Origin of the sequence: Sphingomonas sp. 2SG (assembly GCF_005503285.1) — a bacterium.
Lineage (GTDB): Bacteria > Pseudomonadota > Alphaproteobacteria > Sphingomonadales > Sphingomonadaceae > Sphingomonas > Sphingomonas taxi.
Genome location: NZ_SCMZ01000031.1, coordinates 1 through 18,067, shown reverse-complemented (window position 1 = coordinate 18,067; position 18,067 = coordinate 1). Strand labels below are relative to the sequence as shown.

General features: G+C 68.4%; 14 protein-coding genes and 1 pseudogene. 6 read left to right on the top strand and 9 right to left on the bottom strand.

Annotated elements, in window-relative coordinates; genetic code table 11:
* From FFS23_RS20625 to FFS23_RS13185, 6 genes and pseudogenes are all read right to left on the bottom strand, one after another.
* Nucleotides 1-186 (bottom strand): annotated as a pseudogene (locus FFS23_RS20625) (hypothetical protein); the annotation flags it as partial.
* A 59-nt stretch (nt 187-245) separates the two neighbouring features.
* Nucleotides 246-863 (bottom strand): HEAT repeat domain-containing protein, encoded by a 618-nt coding sequence (locus FFS23_RS13205; RefSeq protein ID WP_137898965.1) that lies wholly within the window; start codon nt 861-863, stop codon nt 246-248.
* 17 nt (nt 864-880) lie between these two features.
* The gene (gene cheB / locus FFS23_RS13200; RefSeq protein WP_137898964.1) at nt 881-1,954 is read right to left on the bottom strand and encodes a chemotaxis-specific protein-glutamate methyltransferase CheB; all 1,074 of its coding nucleotides are present in this window, start codon (nt 1,952-1,954) and stop codon (nt 881-883) included.
* 7 nt (nt 1,955-1,961) lie between these two features.
* Nucleotides 1,962-3,563 (bottom strand): chemotaxis protein CheW, encoded by a 1,602-nt coding sequence (locus FFS23_RS13195; protein ID WP_137898963.1) that lies wholly within the window; start codon nt 3,561-3,563, stop codon nt 1,962-1,964.
* Nucleotides 3,564-3,591: 28 nt separating this feature from the next.
* The gene (locus tag FFS23_RS13190; RefSeq protein WP_137898962.1) at nt 3,592-5,517 is read right to left on the bottom strand and encodes a methyl-accepting chemotaxis protein; all 1,926 of its coding nucleotides are present in this window, start codon (nt 5,515-5,517) and stop codon (nt 3,592-3,594) included.
* Nucleotides 5,518-5,812: 295 nt separating this feature from the next.
* Nucleotides 5,813-6,712: a LysR family transcriptional regulator gene (locus FFS23_RS13185; RefSeq protein WP_137898984.1), complete on the bottom strand. Its 900-nt coding sequence runs from the start codon at nt 6,710-6,712 to the stop codon at nt 5,813-5,815.
* Between the two features lie 104 nt (nt 6,713-6,816).
* Here FFS23_RS13185 and FFS23_RS13180 point away from each other — a divergent pair, with 104 nt between their 5' ends.
* The gene (locus FFS23_RS13180; protein WP_137898983.1) at nt 6,817-7,797 is read left to right on the top strand and encodes an aldo/keto reductase; all 981 of its coding nucleotides are present in this window, start codon (nt 6,817-6,819) and stop codon (nt 7,795-7,797) included.
* A gap of 111 nt (nt 7,798-7,908) precedes the next feature.
* On the opposite strand, the gene FFS23_RS13175 is transcribed toward FFS23_RS13180, so the two are convergent.
* Together FFS23_RS13175 and FFS23_RS13170 are read right to left on the bottom strand one after the other, a co-directional pair.
* Nucleotides 7,909-8,985 carry a catalase family protein gene (locus tag FFS23_RS13175; RefSeq protein ID WP_137898961.1) on the bottom strand — a complete coding sequence of 359 codons (1,077 nt, stop codon included), beginning with the start codon at nt 8,983-8,985 and terminating at the stop codon, nt 7,909-7,911.
* Nucleotides 8,986-9,043: 58 nt separating this feature from the next.
* Nucleotides 9,044-10,165 (bottom strand): alpha/beta hydrolase, encoded by a 1,122-nt coding sequence (locus FFS23_RS13170; RefSeq protein WP_137898960.1) that lies wholly within the window; start codon nt 10,163-10,165, stop codon nt 9,044-9,046.
* Nucleotides 10,166-10,271: 106 nt separating this feature from the next.
* On the opposite strand from FFS23_RS13170, the gene FFS23_RS13165 reads away from it, so the two are divergent.
* Nucleotides 10,272-11,009: a Crp/Fnr family transcriptional regulator gene (locus FFS23_RS13165; RefSeq protein WP_137898959.1), complete on the top strand. Its 738-nt coding sequence runs from the start codon at nt 10,272-10,274 to the stop codon at nt 11,007-11,009.
* Between the two features lie 11 nt (nt 11,010-11,020).
* Here the strand turns inward: FFS23_RS13165 and FFS23_RS13160 are convergent, their stop codons facing one another.
* Nucleotides 11,021-13,384, bottom strand: coding sequence for a TonB-dependent receptor (locus FFS23_RS13160; RefSeq protein ID WP_137898958.1), 2,364 nt, complete (start codon nt 13,382-13,384; stop codon nt 11,021-11,023).
* 284 nt (nt 13,385-13,668) lie between these two features.
* On the opposite strand from FFS23_RS13160, the gene FFS23_RS13155 reads away from it, so the two are divergent.
* The 4 genes from FFS23_RS13155 to FFS23_RS13140 form a co-directional block, all read left to right on the top strand.
* Nucleotides 13,669-15,102, top strand: coding sequence for a methyl-accepting chemotaxis protein (locus FFS23_RS13155; RefSeq protein ID WP_137898957.1), 1,434 nt, complete (start codon nt 13,669-13,671; stop codon nt 15,100-15,102).
* Nucleotides 15,103-15,377: 275 nt separating this feature from the next.
* A complete protein-coding gene (locus FFS23_RS13150) occupies nt 15,378-16,805 on the top strand; it encodes a methyl-accepting chemotaxis protein (protein ID WP_249340676.1) in 1,428 nt (475 codons plus the stop codon).
* A gap of 32 nt (nt 16,806-16,837) precedes the next feature.
* Nucleotides 16,838-17,143 (top strand): STAS domain-containing protein, encoded by a 306-nt coding sequence (locus tag FFS23_RS13145; protein ID WP_137898956.1) that lies wholly within the window; start codon nt 16,838-16,840, stop codon nt 17,141-17,143.
* A gap of 11 nt (nt 17,144-17,154) precedes the next feature.
* Nucleotides 17,155-18,067 (top strand): Hpt domain-containing protein (locus tag FFS23_RS13140; RefSeq protein WP_249340675.1); only part of this gene is annotated, 913 nt, incomplete at its 3' end.

The following is an 18,067-nucleotide window of genomic DNA, read 5'->3' as shown; positions in this document are numbered from 1 at the left end:
GACGAGATGCTGCATCTCGACGCCCGACGTCTCGAAGCGCACCAGCGTGAAATATTCGCGGAACGTCGTCTTGCCCGTCGTCAGGATACGATCCTGCAGCCGGCGCTCGACGAAATAGGCCTTGGTGTCGCTGAACATCATGCCGGTCTTGCGGTAGAAGAATTCGCAGAACTTGGCGTAATCCATTGGCGTGATGGCCGGTGCGCCCGGTGGCGGCGCGGCGGCGGCGGCGGATCTGGAGGCGCTCAGCACCGGTTGATCCTCTGCGCGGCGACCTGCACCGCGAAGGCGATGAAGCTATCGCCGGGGAAGCGGTCGGGCAGAGCGAGCAGCGCGGGCAGGGCGGTCTCGTCGCCGATCTCCGCCAGCCCGTCGATCGCCGCGGCGCAGACGTTGACGTGCGCGTCGGCCAGCGCAGCGACGAGCCACGCGGCGGCGCGCGGATGCGGGAGCACGCTGAGCAGGTTCGCGGTGAAGATGCGCACGTCGTCGTCGGGATCGCGCAGCAGCTGTTCGACGTGCGGCGCGACCTCGTCGGGCATCGCCGCGAGACCTTCCAGCGCGGCATTGCGTTGCGGCGCGCCTTCGCTGCGCAGCAACGGCAGCAGCGCGGTCACCACCGCCGGCGAGCGCCGCCGGATCAGCGCCGCCATGATCGCCTCGCGCACGCTCGGCGCATTCTCCTCGGCGAGGCGGGCGCAGAGCGGGGCGACGCCGTCGGCATGCGCTTCCAGCCCGCGCACCGCGGCGCGGCGGTCCGCCCCGCTCGGCGAGGCGAGCAGATCGACCAGATCGGCGAGCGTACAGGCCGCCGCGGACGATGGTTCGGCGGGGGTATCGATAGGGGCTTTGACCAGCGGCACGGTGCGTATCCTGTTGATTATGACGCGTGAGCGCGCCGGTTCGAGGCGAGCCAGGTGGCGATCTGTCCGGCGATGGCGTCGCTCGCCAGAACGAGGTTGGCGCCCGCGCGGCGGATGAGTTCGTGGGGCATGCCGAACACCGCGCTGCTGTCGGCGTCCTGTGCGATCGTCCGCATGCCGCGGCGGTGACAGCGCGCCATCGCCTCCGCGCCGTCGTCGCCCATGCCGGTGAGCTGGACGCCGATCAGCCGGTCGGCGGGTACGTGCTCGGCGGCGCTCTCGACCAGCCGGGTGACGCTGGGATGCCAGGCATGCTGTTCGCTGGCCGGCACGGACATTGCGGTGAGCACGCCGCCGCGGCGGGCGACGATCATGTCGGCGTCGCCGCGCGCGATATAGACGTTGCCGCCGAGCAGCGGCGTCGGCGCGCGCACCTCCTGCACGTGGATCGCGCACAAGGCATCGAGCCGGCGCGCGAAGACGCCGGTGAAGCTGCTCGGCATATGCTGCGCGACCAGCACCGGCCACGGCAGCGTCGCCGGGAGCGCCGGCAGGATCGTCTCCAGTACCGACGGGCCGCCGGTCGAGACGCCGAGGATGACGAGGCCCGGCTCGGTGGTGCCGTCCTTCATCATCCGTGCGGGCGGCGGCGCGGGGGCGGGGGGCGGCGGCTTGACCACGCCGGCGCGCCCGCGCACCCGCGCGCCGGCCGCCATCCTCACCTTGGCGACGAGCTGCGCGGCGATCTCGTCGAGCGACAGCGAGATCGTGCCGCCCGGCTTCTGCACGAAGTCGATCGCGCCGAGGCTGAGCGCCTGCAACGTGGTTTCCGCCCCTTTCTCGGTGATCGACGACACCATGATGACCGCGCGCGGGCTGCCGACCATGATCCGCGACAGACAGGTGATGCCGTCCATCTCGGGCATGTTGACGTCGAGTGTGACGACCTGAGGATCGAATGCCTCGACGAGTTCCAGCGCCTCGGCGCCGTTGCGGGCGGTGCGAACCTCGAAGCCGGGTTGCTGTTGGAGGAGCTGGGCGAGGTGGCGGCGCATCAGCGCGGAATCATCGACGACGAGGACGCGGGTCATGGCAGGCTCAGGCGGCGAGCGCCGGCTGGTGCGGCGGCAGCAGCGCGTCGGCCGCCGGCTCGATCAGGCAATCGACGTCGAGCAGCTGGATCATGCGGTTCTGCGCGGTGAGATTGGCGACGCCGCGCACGACCTTGGCACGGCTGCCCGACAGATCGGGCGCCGCCGAGATCGTCGCCTCGGGAATGCGGCCGACTTCCGACACGCTGTCGACGATGAAGCCGACGTGCTGGCCGTGGATGGTGAAGACCATGATCCGCTGGCGGTCGGACCGGGCCGCCTCTTCGAGGTCGAAGCGGCGGCGCTGGTCGATCACCGGCAGCACGGTGCCGCGCAGGTTGATGACGCCCTCGACGAAATCGGGGGTGCCGGGAACGTGGGTGAGCTGGTCGGGAACGCGGACGATCTCCTGCACCGCCTCGACCGGCACGCCATATTCCTCGCCCATCAGGCGGAAGATCACATATTGCGCGTCTTCGGTCGTTGCATCGCTCATCGTGGCATCTCCTTCGGCGGCGCCGTCCGCTGCGGCACCGGCATCGCCCTGCGTGGCGCGCAGCGCGCGCAATTCGTCGACGTCGAACATCGCGTCCGCCGACAGCACCGACACCAGCCGACGGCCCTCGTCGAGGCGGCAGATCGCGCGGATATCGCTGTGCCCGTCCTGCGAATGGAGCGCGGCGGGCACCGGCTCGACCAGCGCGCGCTCGACGCGCAGCACCGCCTTCACCTTGTCCATCACGACGCCGACCGACAGCGCCTCGCCGTCGCGCTCGCCGGGCAACGAGACGACGACGACCTTGTTGGCGTCGGTGAACGCCTCCACCGGCATGCCGAACATCGTGCGCAGCGACACCAGCGGCAGCAGCCGGTTGCGCAGCGTCGTCACGCCCAGCACGTGGCCGCGGGTGCCGGGCACCTGCGTGATCGCGGCGGGTAGCTGGACGATCTCCTGCACCTCGCCGATCGGGAAGGCATATTCCTGGCCGTCGACCTCGAAACTGACCAACTGGTCCTCGTCGGCGGCACCGTCGGCGGCGTCATCCTCCAGCGTCAGCGCGGTCGGCCCGGCGACATCGGCGAGGCACAGCGCCGCGTCCTGCGCCGCAAAGGTGCGGCCGATCGACTTGGACACGTCGAGCACCATGACGATGCCGCGGCCGTCCTCCTCCTTGATCATGCCGGTGAGCAATTCGGTGTCGATTGTCGCCTGGATCTGCGTCACCGGCTCCAGCCGCTCGCGCTCGACGGTGACGACGTTGGCGACGCGATCGACCATCAGGCCGACCGGGTGGCCGTGATCGAGCACGACGACGCGGCTGGCGTCGTCGCTCAGCACCGGCGGCAGCCCGAACAGATGGCGCAGGTCGAGCACCGGCAGCACCGTGCCGCGCAGATTGGCGAGCCCCATCAGCGCCGGCGGGCTGAGCGGCATCCGCACCACGTCGGGCACGCGGATGATCTCCTTCACCTGTTCCAGCGGCACGGCGAACATCTCGCCGGCGCTGTGGAAGATCACGAACTGGCAGAGGCCAGCGCGTTCGTGGTCTGCGGCATTGGGGTCGGCGGAGGCGATGGCCTCCGCCGGGATCGTCGTCGTCTCGGTCATGCGCCCGTCCTTTCGTCGCGGTCGGGGATCAGGCGGCCTGCAGTTCGTCGGCCAGCGAGGCGATCTCTTCGATCGCGGCGGCGAGCTGTTCGGCGCCGCGCGCCTGTTCGCGGGCGGCGTTGCTCGCCTCGTTCGAGGTGCGCACCGCCTGTTGCGCGGCGGTGGCGATCTGCTCGATCGCGACCTGCGTCTCGCCGAGCGCGCGGGCGACCTCGCCGGCGGCATCGGAGATCTCGCCGTTGCCGCGCACGACCTCGCTCACGTCGACGGCGATCCGCTCGAGCCCGGTGGAGATCGCCCGGCTCTTCTCGACCTCGGCGGCGGCGGTGTCGGCGATGTCCTGCAAGTCGGTGCGGACGATGCCGATCGTGTCCTGGATGCTCTTCACCGTATCCTTGATCCGCTCGGCATTCTCCGCCGAGTCGCGGGCGAGGTTGCGGATGTCGGTCGACACGACGGCGAAGCCCTTGCCGAATTCGCCCGCCCGCGCCGCCTCGACCGAGCCGCTGACCGCGAGCATGTTGGTCTGGATCGACACGGTGGTGATCGCATCGATGATCTTGTCGATACGGCGGCTGACCTGTTCCAGCGCGCTGATCTGGTCGCGGCTGTTGCGGCCGGCGGCGACCGATGCAGCGACGCCCTGCATCATCGCACCGACCAATGTCTTGTTCTCGTCGAGCAATCTGGCGATCTCCTCGCCCTTCTCGGCGCCGGAGGCGGCGGCTTGCGCGGCGGCCTTGGCATTCTGTTCGATCTGTTCGATCGCGGTCGCCGACTGCTGGGTGGCGGCGGCGGACTGCTGCGAGCCGCGATTGATCTGCTCCAGGGCGGTCGACACCTGCACCGATGCGCGGTTGATCTCCTCGACCGCGCTCGACAGTTCCTCGGCCGCCGACGCGACTTCCTCGGCGCTCTTGCTGATGTTGGTGCTGTTCTTCAGCTCTTCGGAAAGCTGGCCGAGTTCCTGCGCGGCCTGTTCGCTCTGTTCGAGCGCGCCGGTCTGCTGTTCGATCGTGTTGCTCGATTCCTGGCAGGCGGCGGCCTGTTCCTCGGCGGCGGCGGCGATCACCTCGGCGCCCTTCAGCGCTTCATTGGCCGCCTGTACGGCATCCTCGGCGCCGCTGGCGATCAGGGTACAGCCCTTCAGGATGTCGGCCATCTCCTCGCGGATGCGGTCGAGCCCGGCGGTGACGATCGTACCCTTCTGCGCCTCCTCGCGCGCCGAGGTCGCCGATGTCTCGATGCCCTCGGCAACCTGCCGCACGTCGTCCTGCACCTGGACGATGAGGTCCTGAATGTCGCGCGCCGACTTCTCGCTCGTCTCGGCGAGGGTGCGCACCTCGTCGGCGACGACGGCGAAGCCCTTGCCGTGCTGGCCGGCGCGCGCCGCCTCGATCGCGGCGTTGAGTGCGAGCAGGTTGGTCTGGTCCGCGATGCGCGCCACGGCCTTGACCACCTCGCCGATCGCGCTTGCCTGACGGTCGAGTTCCTCGACCAGCTTGACCGATGCCTCCTGACGCTCGGAGGCGCGAACGATCGCGCCCAGCGAATTGGCGACGTCGCTGCTCGTCGTCGCGACGAGGTCGGCCAGCGCCTGGGTCAGCGTCGCCGAGCCATCGGCACGCGTCTTCATGTCGCGCAGGCGGTCGGTGGCGAGCGTCATCGACTTCATCGTCTGCTGCGCCGCGGCCGAGGCCTGTTCGGCGCCGACGCTGATCTGCTCGGCGGCCTTGCGCAGTTCCTCGGACGCCGACGAGGCTTCGGCGATGCCGCTGGACAGTTCGGCGGTGGCGGAAGCGAGTCGTTCGGAGCCCTTCTGCTGGCGGGCGAACGTCCTGGCGCGACGCTTTTCGGCGTCTGCGGTCAGGCGGACGCTGCTGCTGTTCATGCCGCCGGCTCGAGCGCTGGTCTCGCCGGGAAGGGACATCGTGCTTTTCTTGGCGAGGGACATCGCGGGCTCCACTTGACGTTGTTCCGTCCAGCTATGACCGATTTCGTAAAGATGAGTTAAAAATGGACATAATGGCGCCGTAGATCGTTTTCGCGTCTAAGTGACTGAATTTGAACAACTTCCTTGCTGGCGCTGGGCGGTCGTGGCGTCCCGCCCTTGTCAGATTAGACCCGCCTCACAAGGGTTTACGCGAGCATGGCTGCCGGGGAGAGCGCCGGCGGCATGGGTGAAAAAATTCGCGAGAGGCCTCGGCTCGGCGCATGTTTCTACCAACGTCGGCCAGTTCGCTGTTCGCTTATGCGAACGGATCGCGATACCGCAATGCTTCCAACACCAGCGCAAATGCCGCCGAAGGTTGGCGGCGCGACGGATAGTAAAGGTGATAGCCGTCGAACGGCGCGCACCAATCGGCGAGCAGGCGGACGAGTGACCCGTCGGCGACCGGGGTCAGGACCCGATCCTCGACGACGTGCGCGAGGCCATGGCCGGCGCGTGCCGCGGTCAGGATCAGATCGACGTCGTTGACGACGATCCGGCCCTCGACCTTGACGTTGAGCAAGCGGCCATCCTTCTCATATTCCCAGACATACAGGCTGCCGTTGGGCATCCGCCGGTTGATGCAGGCGTGGCGGGACAGATCGTGCGGCGTCGCCGGCGCCCCGTGCCGGGCGAGATAGTCCGGCGCGGCGACCGTCGCCATCCGCAGACGCGGGCCGATCGGTACGGCGATCATGTCCCGTTCCAGCCGCTCGCCGAGTCGCACGCCGGCGTCGAACCGTCCGGCGACGATGTCGGTCAGGCTCGCGTCGAGATCGAGCTCGACGCAGACGTCGGGATAGGCGGCCGCGAGCCGGTCGAGCGCCGGCCACAGGATGGATCGCGCCGGCTGTTCGGGGGTGGTGATCCGCACCGTGCCCGCCGGCTTCTCGCGCAACTCGGTCAGCGCGGCGATGCGACCGTCGATCGCGTCGAGCGCGGGCCGCAGCGTCTCGATCAAGCGTTCGCCCGCCTCGGTCGGTGCGACGCTGCGTGTGGTGCGGGTCAGCAGCCGTAGCCCCAGCTTCGTTTCGAGCCGGCGCATCGCATGGCTCAGCGCCGATTGCGACAGGCCGAGGCGAACCGCGGCGCGGGTGAAGCTGCGCTCCTCGGCGACCGTCAGGAACAACGCCAGGCTGGCGAGATCTTCGCGGCGCAGATCAGAACTCATGACCGGCATTCATAGGCTCAAGCGATGCGGCCTGTCTAATCGCGCGCTCCGCGACCGCCTATCTTGCGCAAGAACCAATCGGAGGACGAATGATGCAGACGCGTATATTGGGCCGCGGGCTCGAAGTGTCGGCGCTGGGGCTGGGCTGCATGGGGCTGAGCTACGCCTATGGACCCGCCACCGAGCGAAGCGAGGCGATCCGGCTGCTGCGCGGCGCGCACGATCGCGGCGTGACCTTCTTCGACACCGCCGAGGCCTATGCGCAGGGCGCAAACGAGGATCTGCTCGGCGAAGCGCTCGCGCCGGTGCGCGACGAGGTGGTGATCGCGACCAAGTTTGGCTTCACCAACGGCGTGACCACCGAGGGGCTCGACAGCCGGCCCGAGAATATCCGTACGGTCACCGACGCGGCGCTGACCCGGCTGCGCACCGATCATATCGATCTGCTCTACCAGCACCGCGTCGACCCGAACGTGCCGATCGAGGATGTCGCGGGCACCGTGCGCGAGCTGATCCAGGCCGGCAAGGTGCGCCACTTCGGCCTGTCGGAGGCCGGGGTCGAGTCGATCCGCCGCGCGCACGCGGTGCAGCCGGTCACCGCCTTGCAGAGCGAATATTCCTTGTGGTGGCGCGAGCCGGAAGCGGAGATCCTGCCGCTGCTGGAGGAACTCGGCATCGGCTTCGTCCCGTTCGCGCCGCTCGGCCGGGGCTTCCTCACCGGTAAGATCGACGCGAACACGACGTTCGACGCCAACGACTTCCGCAGCAACGTGCCCCGCTTCACCACGGCGGCGCGGCAGGCCAATCAGACGCTCGTCGATCTCATCGCGACGCTGGCGGCGGAGAAAGCGGTGACGCCGGCGCAGATCGCGCTCGCCTGGCTGCTGGCGCAGCGGCCGTGGATCGTGCCGATCCCGGGAACGACGAAACTGCACCGGCTGGAGGAGAATCTCGGCGCGGCGGACATCGTGCTGAGCGGCGAGGATCTGACGAGGATCGACGCAGCGCTGGCCGGGATCGAGATCCACGGCGCACGCTATTCGCCTTCGCAGCAGCAGTTCGTCAGCCGCTGACACTCCGCGGGGCTGTACCCCGGCGGAGGCCGGGGCACAGCAGACGTTACGTATGGCTCCGGGTCACGCCGGGGAATCGCCCACGCCTTATCACCAGCCGATTGGGGGCGCTTAAACCCCCATCGGCTCGTGATATGGGCAGCCGTTCACCCGCGCGCGGAAGTCGGCGGAGTGGCGATAGGGTTCGTTGCGCGCACGGTTGATGTTGCCGAGCGGGCGGTGCGCGTCGAGCCCAGTCCAGATGCTGAAGCGGCTCTCCTCGTTGATCGCGCGGACGTTGTCCTCGGACCAGCTTTCCTGCGCGGCGGCGCGGACGATGCCGACGCGGTGGAACGGCGCCTCGTCCTCGTCCCATTCCACCGTCGGATCCTCGATCGGCTGGCGGTCAAGGTCGCGGCACAATTGCACGCGGAACTCCCATGCGGCGTCGATCGTGCGCATTTCGCTGCGCACTTCGTCGCGGATCGCGTCTTCGCGACCGTCGACGTCGATCGTCTTGCCGGTCAGCGCGGTCATCTCCGGCGCGATCGGCTTCAGGCTGAACTTGGCGATATAGTCACCGTAGCGGAACGGCGTGACGCTGTAATAGGTCTCGCCGAGCGGTTCGGCATTGGGGGCGCCGCCGAGCGAGTTGAGCGCCGCGCTCTCGACGCCGACCGTCTCCAGCGTCGCGCGCACGCCCTGCAACACCGACGACAGCACCTTCTTGGTGCCCTCCAGCCGATCGGTGGTCTTGGCGAGCAGCTTGAGGTTGCCGAGAAACTTGTCGGCAGTCTTGGCCTGGAACACCGTGCCGTTGACCATCACGAAGTCCTGCGCATTGCCCTCGGCACCGGGCAGACGCGTGCCCTCGACGTCGAACACCTTCATCGCCACGCCGCGCGGCAGACTGATCGCGTCGGGCAGGATGTCGCCGGCGTTGGTCGACAGGCGCAGCAGCACCTTGTGCGTACCGGCGCTGGCGAATAGCCCCTGCGCGAGCTCGGGCGGCAGGCCGGCATCGACGGTCAGCTCGCCGTCGAGCAAGGCATGCGCCTTGGCGTGGACCGAGCGGACGGCGTGGCCATAATCCTCGGCGGTCCGCTCCAGGATCGTGTCGAAGGTGGTGCAGAGCGCGGCGATCGTCTCGCCTTCGTCGGGCTGCACGTCCTCGACGTCGGGGCGATAGCGGATGGGGGCGTCGGTCATCGAAGGTCTCCTCTTCGGGCAGGGAACGCGGGGCGGAGGATTCCGCCCCGCGTCGGGATCAGCGCGTGCGCGCCGGTGCGGCGAACGCCGCCTTCAGCCGCGCGACCGCGAGGGCGTTGGCGTCCTGGGCGCCGCGCACCACCTTCGCCATGCCGAAGAATTCGTGCGTGACGCCGGGGAAGGTGCGCTGTTCGACCTTATCACCCGCCTTGCGCATCGCCGCGGCGAGCGTCTCGCCGTCCGAGCGCAGCGGATCGATCTGCGCGTTGATGATCGTCGTCGGCGGCAGCCCGCGCAGATCGGCGGCGACGAGGTTGAGCCGCGGATCCTGCGCATCGGCGGCGCGGGTCTGGTAATAATAGCCGAACCAGTCGAGCATCGCCGCATTCAACGGCTTGGCATTCGCCGAATCGCGACGCGACGGCAGCGTCTTGCTGCTGTTGGCAATCGGATAGACCGAGACGACGTGCAGCGGCGCGGTCAGGCGATTGTCGCGGGCGTAGATCGCGGTGGCGACGGCGAGATTGCCGCCGGCGCTTTCCCCGGCGAGGGCGATTTTGGCGGGATCGCCGCCCCAGCTCGCCGCATTCTGCAGCGTCCAGCGATAGGCGGCGGCGGCATCGTCATGCTGCGCCGGGAATTGGAACTCGGGCGCATGGCGATATTCGACCGAGACGACGATCGCATTGAGCGCCTTGGCCATCGCGCGCGGCGCAGCATCATAGGTATCGACATCGGCGATCACCCAGCCGCCGCCGTGATAATAGACGATCACCGGCAGCGGCGCACCGCCCGCGGGCGCGTTTGCGGGCTTGTAGATGCGCGCGAACTGCTTGGGATCGCCCCCATAGGGCTTGTCCTGCGTCGTCACCGAAGCATCGGGCGTCGTCGGCATGCCGCGCTTGGCCATCACTGCCTTGGCGCCGTCGGCGGCGGACGGCTGCATGCGCGCTTCGGCCGGGGTCAGCGTCTCGATCGGCTTGCCGCCGAGCCCGGCGAGCGCGTCGAGCACCGCCTGCATGTCGGGCGCCGCCTTGGGCGGCTGGGTCGCGGTGGCGGGCGGTGCGGGCGGTGGCGGCGCGCTCGGCGAGGGGGCGGACTGCGCCCAGACGGCGGTCGAGCCGAGCAGCGCGACGGCGACGGTGGTCGCGGTGCGCGCGGACGTGCGGGTGACGGACATGTTTCCTCCTGTTGTTACTGTCGAGGAACAACCCGGATCAATCTATGTTGCTGTACGGAACCGGACCAAAGGGCACCGGCGGAGCTGCGGGGGACGCAAACGGCGGATGGCGACGGGGTTGAAGAGCGTGATCGGCACGCAGGATCGGGGCACCAGCAACCGGCTGCTGCTGCAACTGGCCGAGGCGGACTGGGCGCTGCTGGCCCCGCATCTGGAACGCGTGTCGTTCGCGGTGTGGGACGATATCGCCCGCGCCGGCGAGCGGATCGCCAGCGTCTGTTTCCTCAACGACGGCATCGCCGGCATCCTCGACGCGCTGGAAGGCGACCGGCGCTATGCGGTGGCGCTGGTCGGCGCGGAGGGATTCATCGGCTGGCCGCTGCTGCTCGGCGACGACCGCTCGCCCTATGACGTGACGATGCGCGCCGAACATGGCGAGGCGCTGCGCCTGCCCGCCGCGGCGCTCCTGTCCGCGCTGGACGCGAGCGCCGGGCTGCGCAGCGTGCTGCTCCGCTTCGTCCAGACGCTGATGTTGCAGATGGGGCGGACGATCGTCTCGTCACTGGCGCACCCGATCGAGCGGCGCATGGCGCGCTGGATCCTGCTCTATCACGATCGCGTCCGCGAGGACGACATCTGCATGACGCACGAGGAATTCCGGCTGATGCTGGGCGTGCGGCGCAGCAGCGTCACCGATGCGCTGCATCGGCTGGAGGAAGAACAGGCGATCCGGGCCTTCCGCGGCCGCGTCGTGGTGCGCGACCGCGGCAAGCTGATGCAGCTTGCTGGCGACACCTACGGGCATGCCGAGCAGGAATATCGTCGCCTGCTCGGCACCCGCTGACGCCCGGCCGGTCAGAAGCCGCGGCGTAGCGTGACGAACCACTGGCGCGGCGCGCCGGCGAGCAGCGTCTGATTGTCGCCGCTGGCGACATAGCCGTTGCTGCCGATCGTCGCGATATAGCGCTTGTCGGTGAGGTTGGTGACGCTGCCCTCGATCGCCAGTCCCTCCAGCACGCCGCCGAGGCCGCGCAGCCGATAGCCGATGCTGGCATCGACCAGCAGCCGCGCGCCGACCGACTGGTCGTTGAGATAGGTGAAGTAGCGCTTCGTCATGTAATCGCCGCCGGCCCGCGCGAAGACGCCGCCGTCGTCATAGACGATCTCGCCCTTGACCATATGTTCGGGCGTATCGACGACGGTCTTGCCCTTGGTCGGCGACAATAAGACGCCTTTGGCGTCACGGACATCGTCCTGATAGGTCGACTTGTTGTAGGAATAGCTGGCGAACAGCGTCAGCGGCCGGACGATGCGATAGCTTGCCGACGCCTCGGCGCCATAGCTTTCGACGTTGCCGGCGTTGTTGAGGGTCGGCGGATTGCCGATGATGCCGGCGCCGTTGGAAAAGGTCAGCAGGCGATTGGCGAAGTCGACGTAATAGCCGACCGCGGACAGCTGCAAGCCGCCGCTATGCACGCGGACGCCGCCCTCGACGGTCTTCGACGTCTCCGGCTTCAAGGTCGAGCGGATCGCATCGAAGCCGTCCTGCGTCGTCGCGAACGGCCCCGCCGTCGCAGCGGAAACGAAGGCACGCATGTTCTCCGTGTAGCTGGCGAATGCCTCGACGCCGCCACCCAGCCGATACAAGGCGCCGACCTGCGGCAGGAACCAATCGCGCGCCTGGATTTTGCCAGCGACCAGCGCGCCCGTGAGCAGGTTCGCTCGATTGCGTATCCGCATGCCCTTCCACCCGCCGTTCAAGGTCAATGGACCGAGGTCGAGCGTGTCGGCGACGTGATATTGCAGCGTCTCCGTATCGTATTTGCCGTTATATTGCGTCGCGAACGGGTTGGACTGGAAGGCCAGCGTCTCGCGATTGGGGGTGCTGCCGGCAGTCATGCCGTAGAAGCGACGCGCCTGCGTGAAGGTGTTGCTTTCATACCAGCCGCCGAGTTCGAAACGATTTGCTCCCGTCTCGACGAGCAGCCGCGTCAGATTGCCGGCCCGGTCGATGCCATATTCGGTGGTGCGAAACGAGAGCGGCGCCGGGTTGGTGATCGGTGAACCGTCGGAATTGGGCGCGCCTGCCGGCGTGGCAAGGTAGGGCGTGATCCACGATCCCTGCCCCTTGTTATGGTGATAATAGATGGTCGACGTGATCGACAGAACGCTGGTCAATCGGGCGTCGAAGGTCAGGCCACCAAGCCAGTCGCGCCGCAGGCCGCCTGCATCGTAATAGACGTCGTCCACGGTGGCGATGCCGTTCGGAAACGACAGACCCGACGAAGGATATGGTAAAGCAGCCGTCGCGCTGCCGGCACGTGTTTGCTGATTGGCGTAGACTCGCCCGATCTCCAGCGCGAGCGGATAGTTGCCGGTGATGTTGTCGTTGTTCAGCCCGCGGCGGCGGATGATGTCGAGGCTGAGGTCCTGATAGTCGTTCTCGCGCCGGTCGGAGAAATCGACGAAGCCGGTGATGCTGCCGCGCTCGCCGAAATCCTTGACCAGCTTGGCATTGGCCTGATGCTGGCGCTGGACGCCCTGGCCCTTCCACTTGTCGGTGGTGAGGAAGCCATAGCTCAGATAGCCCTTGAGCCCGCCCCCCATGTCGCCGCTCTCGGCGCGGACGAAGGCGCGATAGGTCTGGTCGCTGCCATAGGTGCCCAAGGCGACGAGATCGGCGGTTTCCGAAGGCTTGCGGCTGGTGAATTGCAGCGTGCCGCCGAGATTGCTGGTCGAGGCGGTGCCGAGCGCGCCGGCGCCCTGCGCCACCGTCGTCGTCGCCAGATTTTCGGAAATGATCGCGCGGCTGACGTGCAGGCCGTTGACGTTGCCGTAGCTCATGTCGCCGAGCGGCACGCCGTCCAGCGTGAAGCCGAGCTGGTTCTGGTTGAAGCCGCGCAGCGAGATCCGCGTCGACCATTCATAGGCGCCGAAGGCGTCGGACGACTGGAAATTGACGCCCGGCAGCTTGGCCACCGCCTTCAGCGGCGAGGTACCGGGGGTCAGCCGTTCCATGTCAATCGCGGATACCGTCTGCACCTGCCGGCTCTTGCCAAAGCCCATGACGACGATGTCGCTGCCGGTGCCGCCGGTCGGCGTATCGTCGCTCTGCGTCACCGCGGCGGCGGTATCCTGCGGCATCTCCTGCGCTTCCGCGGCCTGCGCGAGCAGCAATGCCACCGGCGCGACGCCGACCCACCAAGTCCGTTCGATCATCTCGTCATCCCCTGCCGCCTGACGCGCGTGCAAGGCGGCTGGTGACGTGCGCCGGTGACAGCGCCGCGACGATGGCGCGACGGATCGATGACATTGAGTGTCGGGGCCACAGCGTACGCCGATCGATTTCCAGACCGTTCTATAATTGTAACAGGTCGGTTCAATATGGCCGTATTTAACGGGGTCTTCAGACTTTCGGTCCAATTTGAACGTTAGAGGCTGATTCGAAACGATGAAGAGGCCGGGATCGGCGGGATCGTCCGCCTTCATCGAAGGACCTGAAGATGTTCACCTGGTTCGCCAATCACGCGCCCATCCGTACCAAGTTCAAGGTGCTGCTCGCCTTGCACGGTACCGTGGCCGCGACCGGCGTCGTGACGACCTATCTGGCCGCCGAGGCCACGCCCGCCGAAGCGATGATCTACGTCGTCGTCGCCGCCATCCTGTTCGTGGTGACGGTCGTCGCCGTGCTGGTCAGCGGCAAAGTAATCAGCGATCCCTATGTCGCATCGGTCGTCCGCATGGAGGAACTGGCCGCGGGTGACCTCAAGACGCCGATCCCGTTCGCCGACCATCGCGATTGCATCGGCCGGATGTCGCGCGCGGTCAGCGTCTTCAAACAGAATGCCGAAACGGTCCAGGCCGCCGCCGCGGCGCAGCAGCAGGTCGTCGGCACGCTCGGCGAGGGGCTGACGCGGCTCGCGGCGAGCGACCTCAGCTTCCGGATCGAGCAGAGCTTCCCGGCGGATTACGAGCGGGTGCGCGTCGACTATAATCGCGCGCTAGACGCGGTCGCCGAGACGATGCGCGCCGTGACCGACGCGACCAGCGGCATTAACAACGGCGCGATCGACATCCGCCAGGCGTCCGACGATTTGTCGCAGCGCACCGAACAGCAGGCGGCGAGCCTTGAGGAAACCGCCGCGGCGATGGACGAGATCACCTCGACCGTCCGCCAGACCGCCGCGGGTGCGGTGCGTGCCAACAGCGTCGTCGAGGAAGCGCGCATCGAGGCCGAGCAATCGGGGCAGGTCGTCCGCCGCGCGGTCGACGCGATGGGCGGGATCGAGCGCGCCTCGAACGAAATCTCCGACATCATCTCGGTGATCGACGGCATCGCCTTCCAGACCAACCTGCTGGCGCTCAACGCCGGCGTCGAGGCGGCGCGGGCCGGTGACGCGGGTCGCGGCTTCGCGGTCGTCGCCTCCGAAGTGCGCGCGCTCGCCCAGCGTTCGGCCGAAGCGGCCAAGGACGTCAAGACGCGCATCACCGCCTCGTCCGAACAGGTCGACGCCGGCGTCGAGCTGGTCAGCGAGACCGGCAAGGCGCTCGACCGGATCATCGGCCGCATCGGCGAGATCAGCACGCTGGTCGGCCAGATCGCCTCGGCCGCCGAGCAGCAGGCGACCGGTCTGCAGCAGGTCAACACCGCGGTCAGCGAGATGGACGGCGTCACCCAGCAGAATGCCGCGATGGTCGAGGAAGCGACCGCCGCCGCGCGCAGCCTGTCGGCCGAGGCGGACGAACTCGCCCGTCAGGTCGCGCGCTTCAAGCTGACCGCCGGCGAACCCGTGCTGCGCGCGGTGCCGGTGGTGCATCAGCTGCAGGATCGCGCCGCCGACGCCGGCCGCCGCATCGCCCGGTCGGCGCGCCGCACCGGTACCGGCGGCGGTGGCACCGCGGTTGCGGTGGCAACGGACGATTGGTCGGAATTCTAAGCCATCGCGACCGGCCACCGCCGGTCCGCTCTAGGAAGATAGAAGGGAAGGGGGGCAGCGTGCACTATCATCGTAACGATCAACGCGACCGTACGCGCCGCCGCTCTTCCGTCGGCCTTACCGGCTACGAACCCGTCGTCGCACGCAGCCGAAGCCGCCATCGGCCGATTACACCCAAAATGGGTGGTCAACGTCGCGTTAAGTCGATGCTGCCACCCCCCATCGTCATGGACCGGACGGACCGTTTCCGCTGGTCGTCGATGGAGACGTTACCGATGTTGAGCTGGTTCGAGAAACGCGCGCCGATCCGCGTCAAGTTCCGCGTTCTCGCAGGGATACAGGCGCTGCTCGGCGCCATTCTGGTCGGGATCACGGCGGGCGCGGCGACCGGTATGATCCACACCAGTCCGGCGATCGACGTCGCCGCCGCCACGCTGACCGTCGTGGTGCTGTGCATGACCACGCTGTTCGCCGGCGGCATCATGTGCCGGCCCTATGTCCAGACGGTGCTGCGCATGGAGGCGCTCGCCGCGGGCGACCTCCAGGCGCCGATCGAGCATACCGAGAACAAGGATTGCGTCGGCCGGATGACCAAGGCGATGGCGATCTTCCGCCGCAACATGGAGGAAGCCAATACCGCCGCCGCCCAGCGGGCGATGGCGGGGGCGCTGGCCGAGGGGCTGGGGCATCTGGCGCAGGGCGATCTGAGCTTCCGAATCACCAGCGACTTCCCGGCCGAGTTCGAGGCGCTGCGCAGCGACTTCAACGTCGCGATGGAGGCGATGATGGCGGCGGTCGCCGCGGTCAATCACGCCGCCGCGAGCATCGATGGCGGCTCCGCCGACATCCTTCAGGCGTCGGACGATTTGTCGCAGCGCACCGAACAGCAGGCGGCGAGCCTCGAGCAGACCGCGGCGGCCATGCAGCAGATCACCGTCACCGTCCGCGACACCGCGGCGCGCGCCGAACGCGCCAATGGCGTCGTCGGCTCGGCGCGCGGCGAGGCCGAGGAATCGGGCCAGGTCGTCGCCCGTGCGGTCGACGCGATGGGCGGGATCGAACGCGCCTCCAACGAGATTTCGGAGATCATCTCGGTGATCGACGGCATCGCCTTCCAGACCAACCTGCTCGCGCTCAACGCCGGGGTCGAGGCGGCGCGGGCCGGCGATGCCGGTCGCGGCTTCGCGGTGGTCGCTTCCGAGGTGCGTGCGCTCGCCCAGCGTTCGGCGGAAGCGGCCAAGGACGTCAAGACGCGGATCACCGCCTCGTCGGTGCAGGTCGATGCCGGCGTCGCCTTGGTCAGCGCGACCGGTGAGGCGTTGCAGCGGCTGATCGGCCGGTTCGGCGAGATCAGCGGGCTGGTCGCGCAGATCGCCACCGCCGCCGAGCAGCAGGCGACCGCCTTGCAGCAGGTCAACGTCGCGGTCGGCGAGATGGACGGCGTCACGCAGCAGAATGCGGCGATGGTCGAGCAGGCGACCGCCGCCGCGCGCAACCTGTCCGCCGACGCCAGTGAACTGGTCGCGCAGATGGTGCGGTTCCGCACCGGGCGCCCGGCCCAGCCGGCGCTGAAGGCCGTGCCGACCGACAATCGCGTCCACCGTCTGCAGCGCCGCGCCGCCGACGAAGGCCGTCGCCTCGCCGGCCAGTCGCGCCGGGGGACCGCCGTCGCGGTCGCCGGTGACGACTGGTCCGAATTCTAACCCGTTTCGAACGTATCGAAAGTCGAACCCGCATGTCCTCGTCCGCCACTTCCCTGCTTCCCGAGACGCTCGATACGTCGGCGGCCGGCCCGCTGCGCATCGCGCTGCTCGACCGCATCGACCGCGGTGAGCCGGTCCGTCTCGACGGCAGCGAGGTGACGCGCGCGGGCCTCGCCTGCCTTCAGGTGCTCGCCAGCGCCCGCGCCACCGCGGCGGAACAGGACGTGGACTTCCGGCTCGACCAGCCCAGCGAGGCGCTGGCGCGGATGATCGCGCTCGCCGGGCTCGACGCGGCGCTCGGCCTGCCGGGCGACGACGATCGCGATCTGGCCGCCTGAAAGGATTGATGATGAACCTCGACGAGATCCAGCAGATCTTCTTTCAGGAATGCGACGAAGGCCTCGCCACGATGGAGGCGAGCTTCGGCAGCGTCCGCCAGGGCGATTACGATCCCGAGACGATCAACACGATCTTCCGCGCGGTCCATTCGATCAAGGGCGGCGCCGGCGCCTTCGGTCACGAGCGGTTGCAGGCCTATGCGCACGAATATGAAACGCTGCTCGACCTGGTGCGCAACGGCACGCTGACGCTGACCTCCGACCTGCTCGGCACGATCGTCGGTGCGTTCGACATGCTGAGCGACCACGTCACCGCGGCGCGCGACGGCGGCGAACCGCCCGCCGACGGCGCGATGCTCGCGCGGCTGGTCGCCGCCGCCTCGCCGGACGCCGCGCCTGCGGCCGCCGCCCCGGCGGCACCGGCCGCTGCCGAGGAGGTCGCCGACGAGACGGGCTTCGCGCCGGTGGCGTTCGCCGGCGACGATTTCGACGATCTGTTCGCGCTGTGCGAGGCGCCCGCGCCGGCCGGTGCGGCGGGTGACTGGCAGGTGACTTTCGTCCCCGGTGCCGATGCGCTGGAGAATGGCGGCGATCCGCTGTTGCTGCTGCGCGAATTGACGATGCTGGACGGCAAGGTGCTCGCCGCCGACCTGTCGGCGCTGCCGCCGCTCACCCAATTGCACCCCGAGCGCTGTTATCTCGGCTGGACCGCGATCGTGCCGGCGGCGGTCGCCGAGGACGACATCCGGGCGATCTTCGAATTCATGGGCGAGTGCGAATTGCGCATAGAGCGGATCGGTGGCGCGGTTACTGCGGACAATGACGACGATCTGCCGTTCGACCTGCCGCTCCCGATGCTGGACGCTGACTTAGATGCGCCCGCACCGGTGCCGGCGCCCGCACCGGTGGCCGCGGCACCCGAAC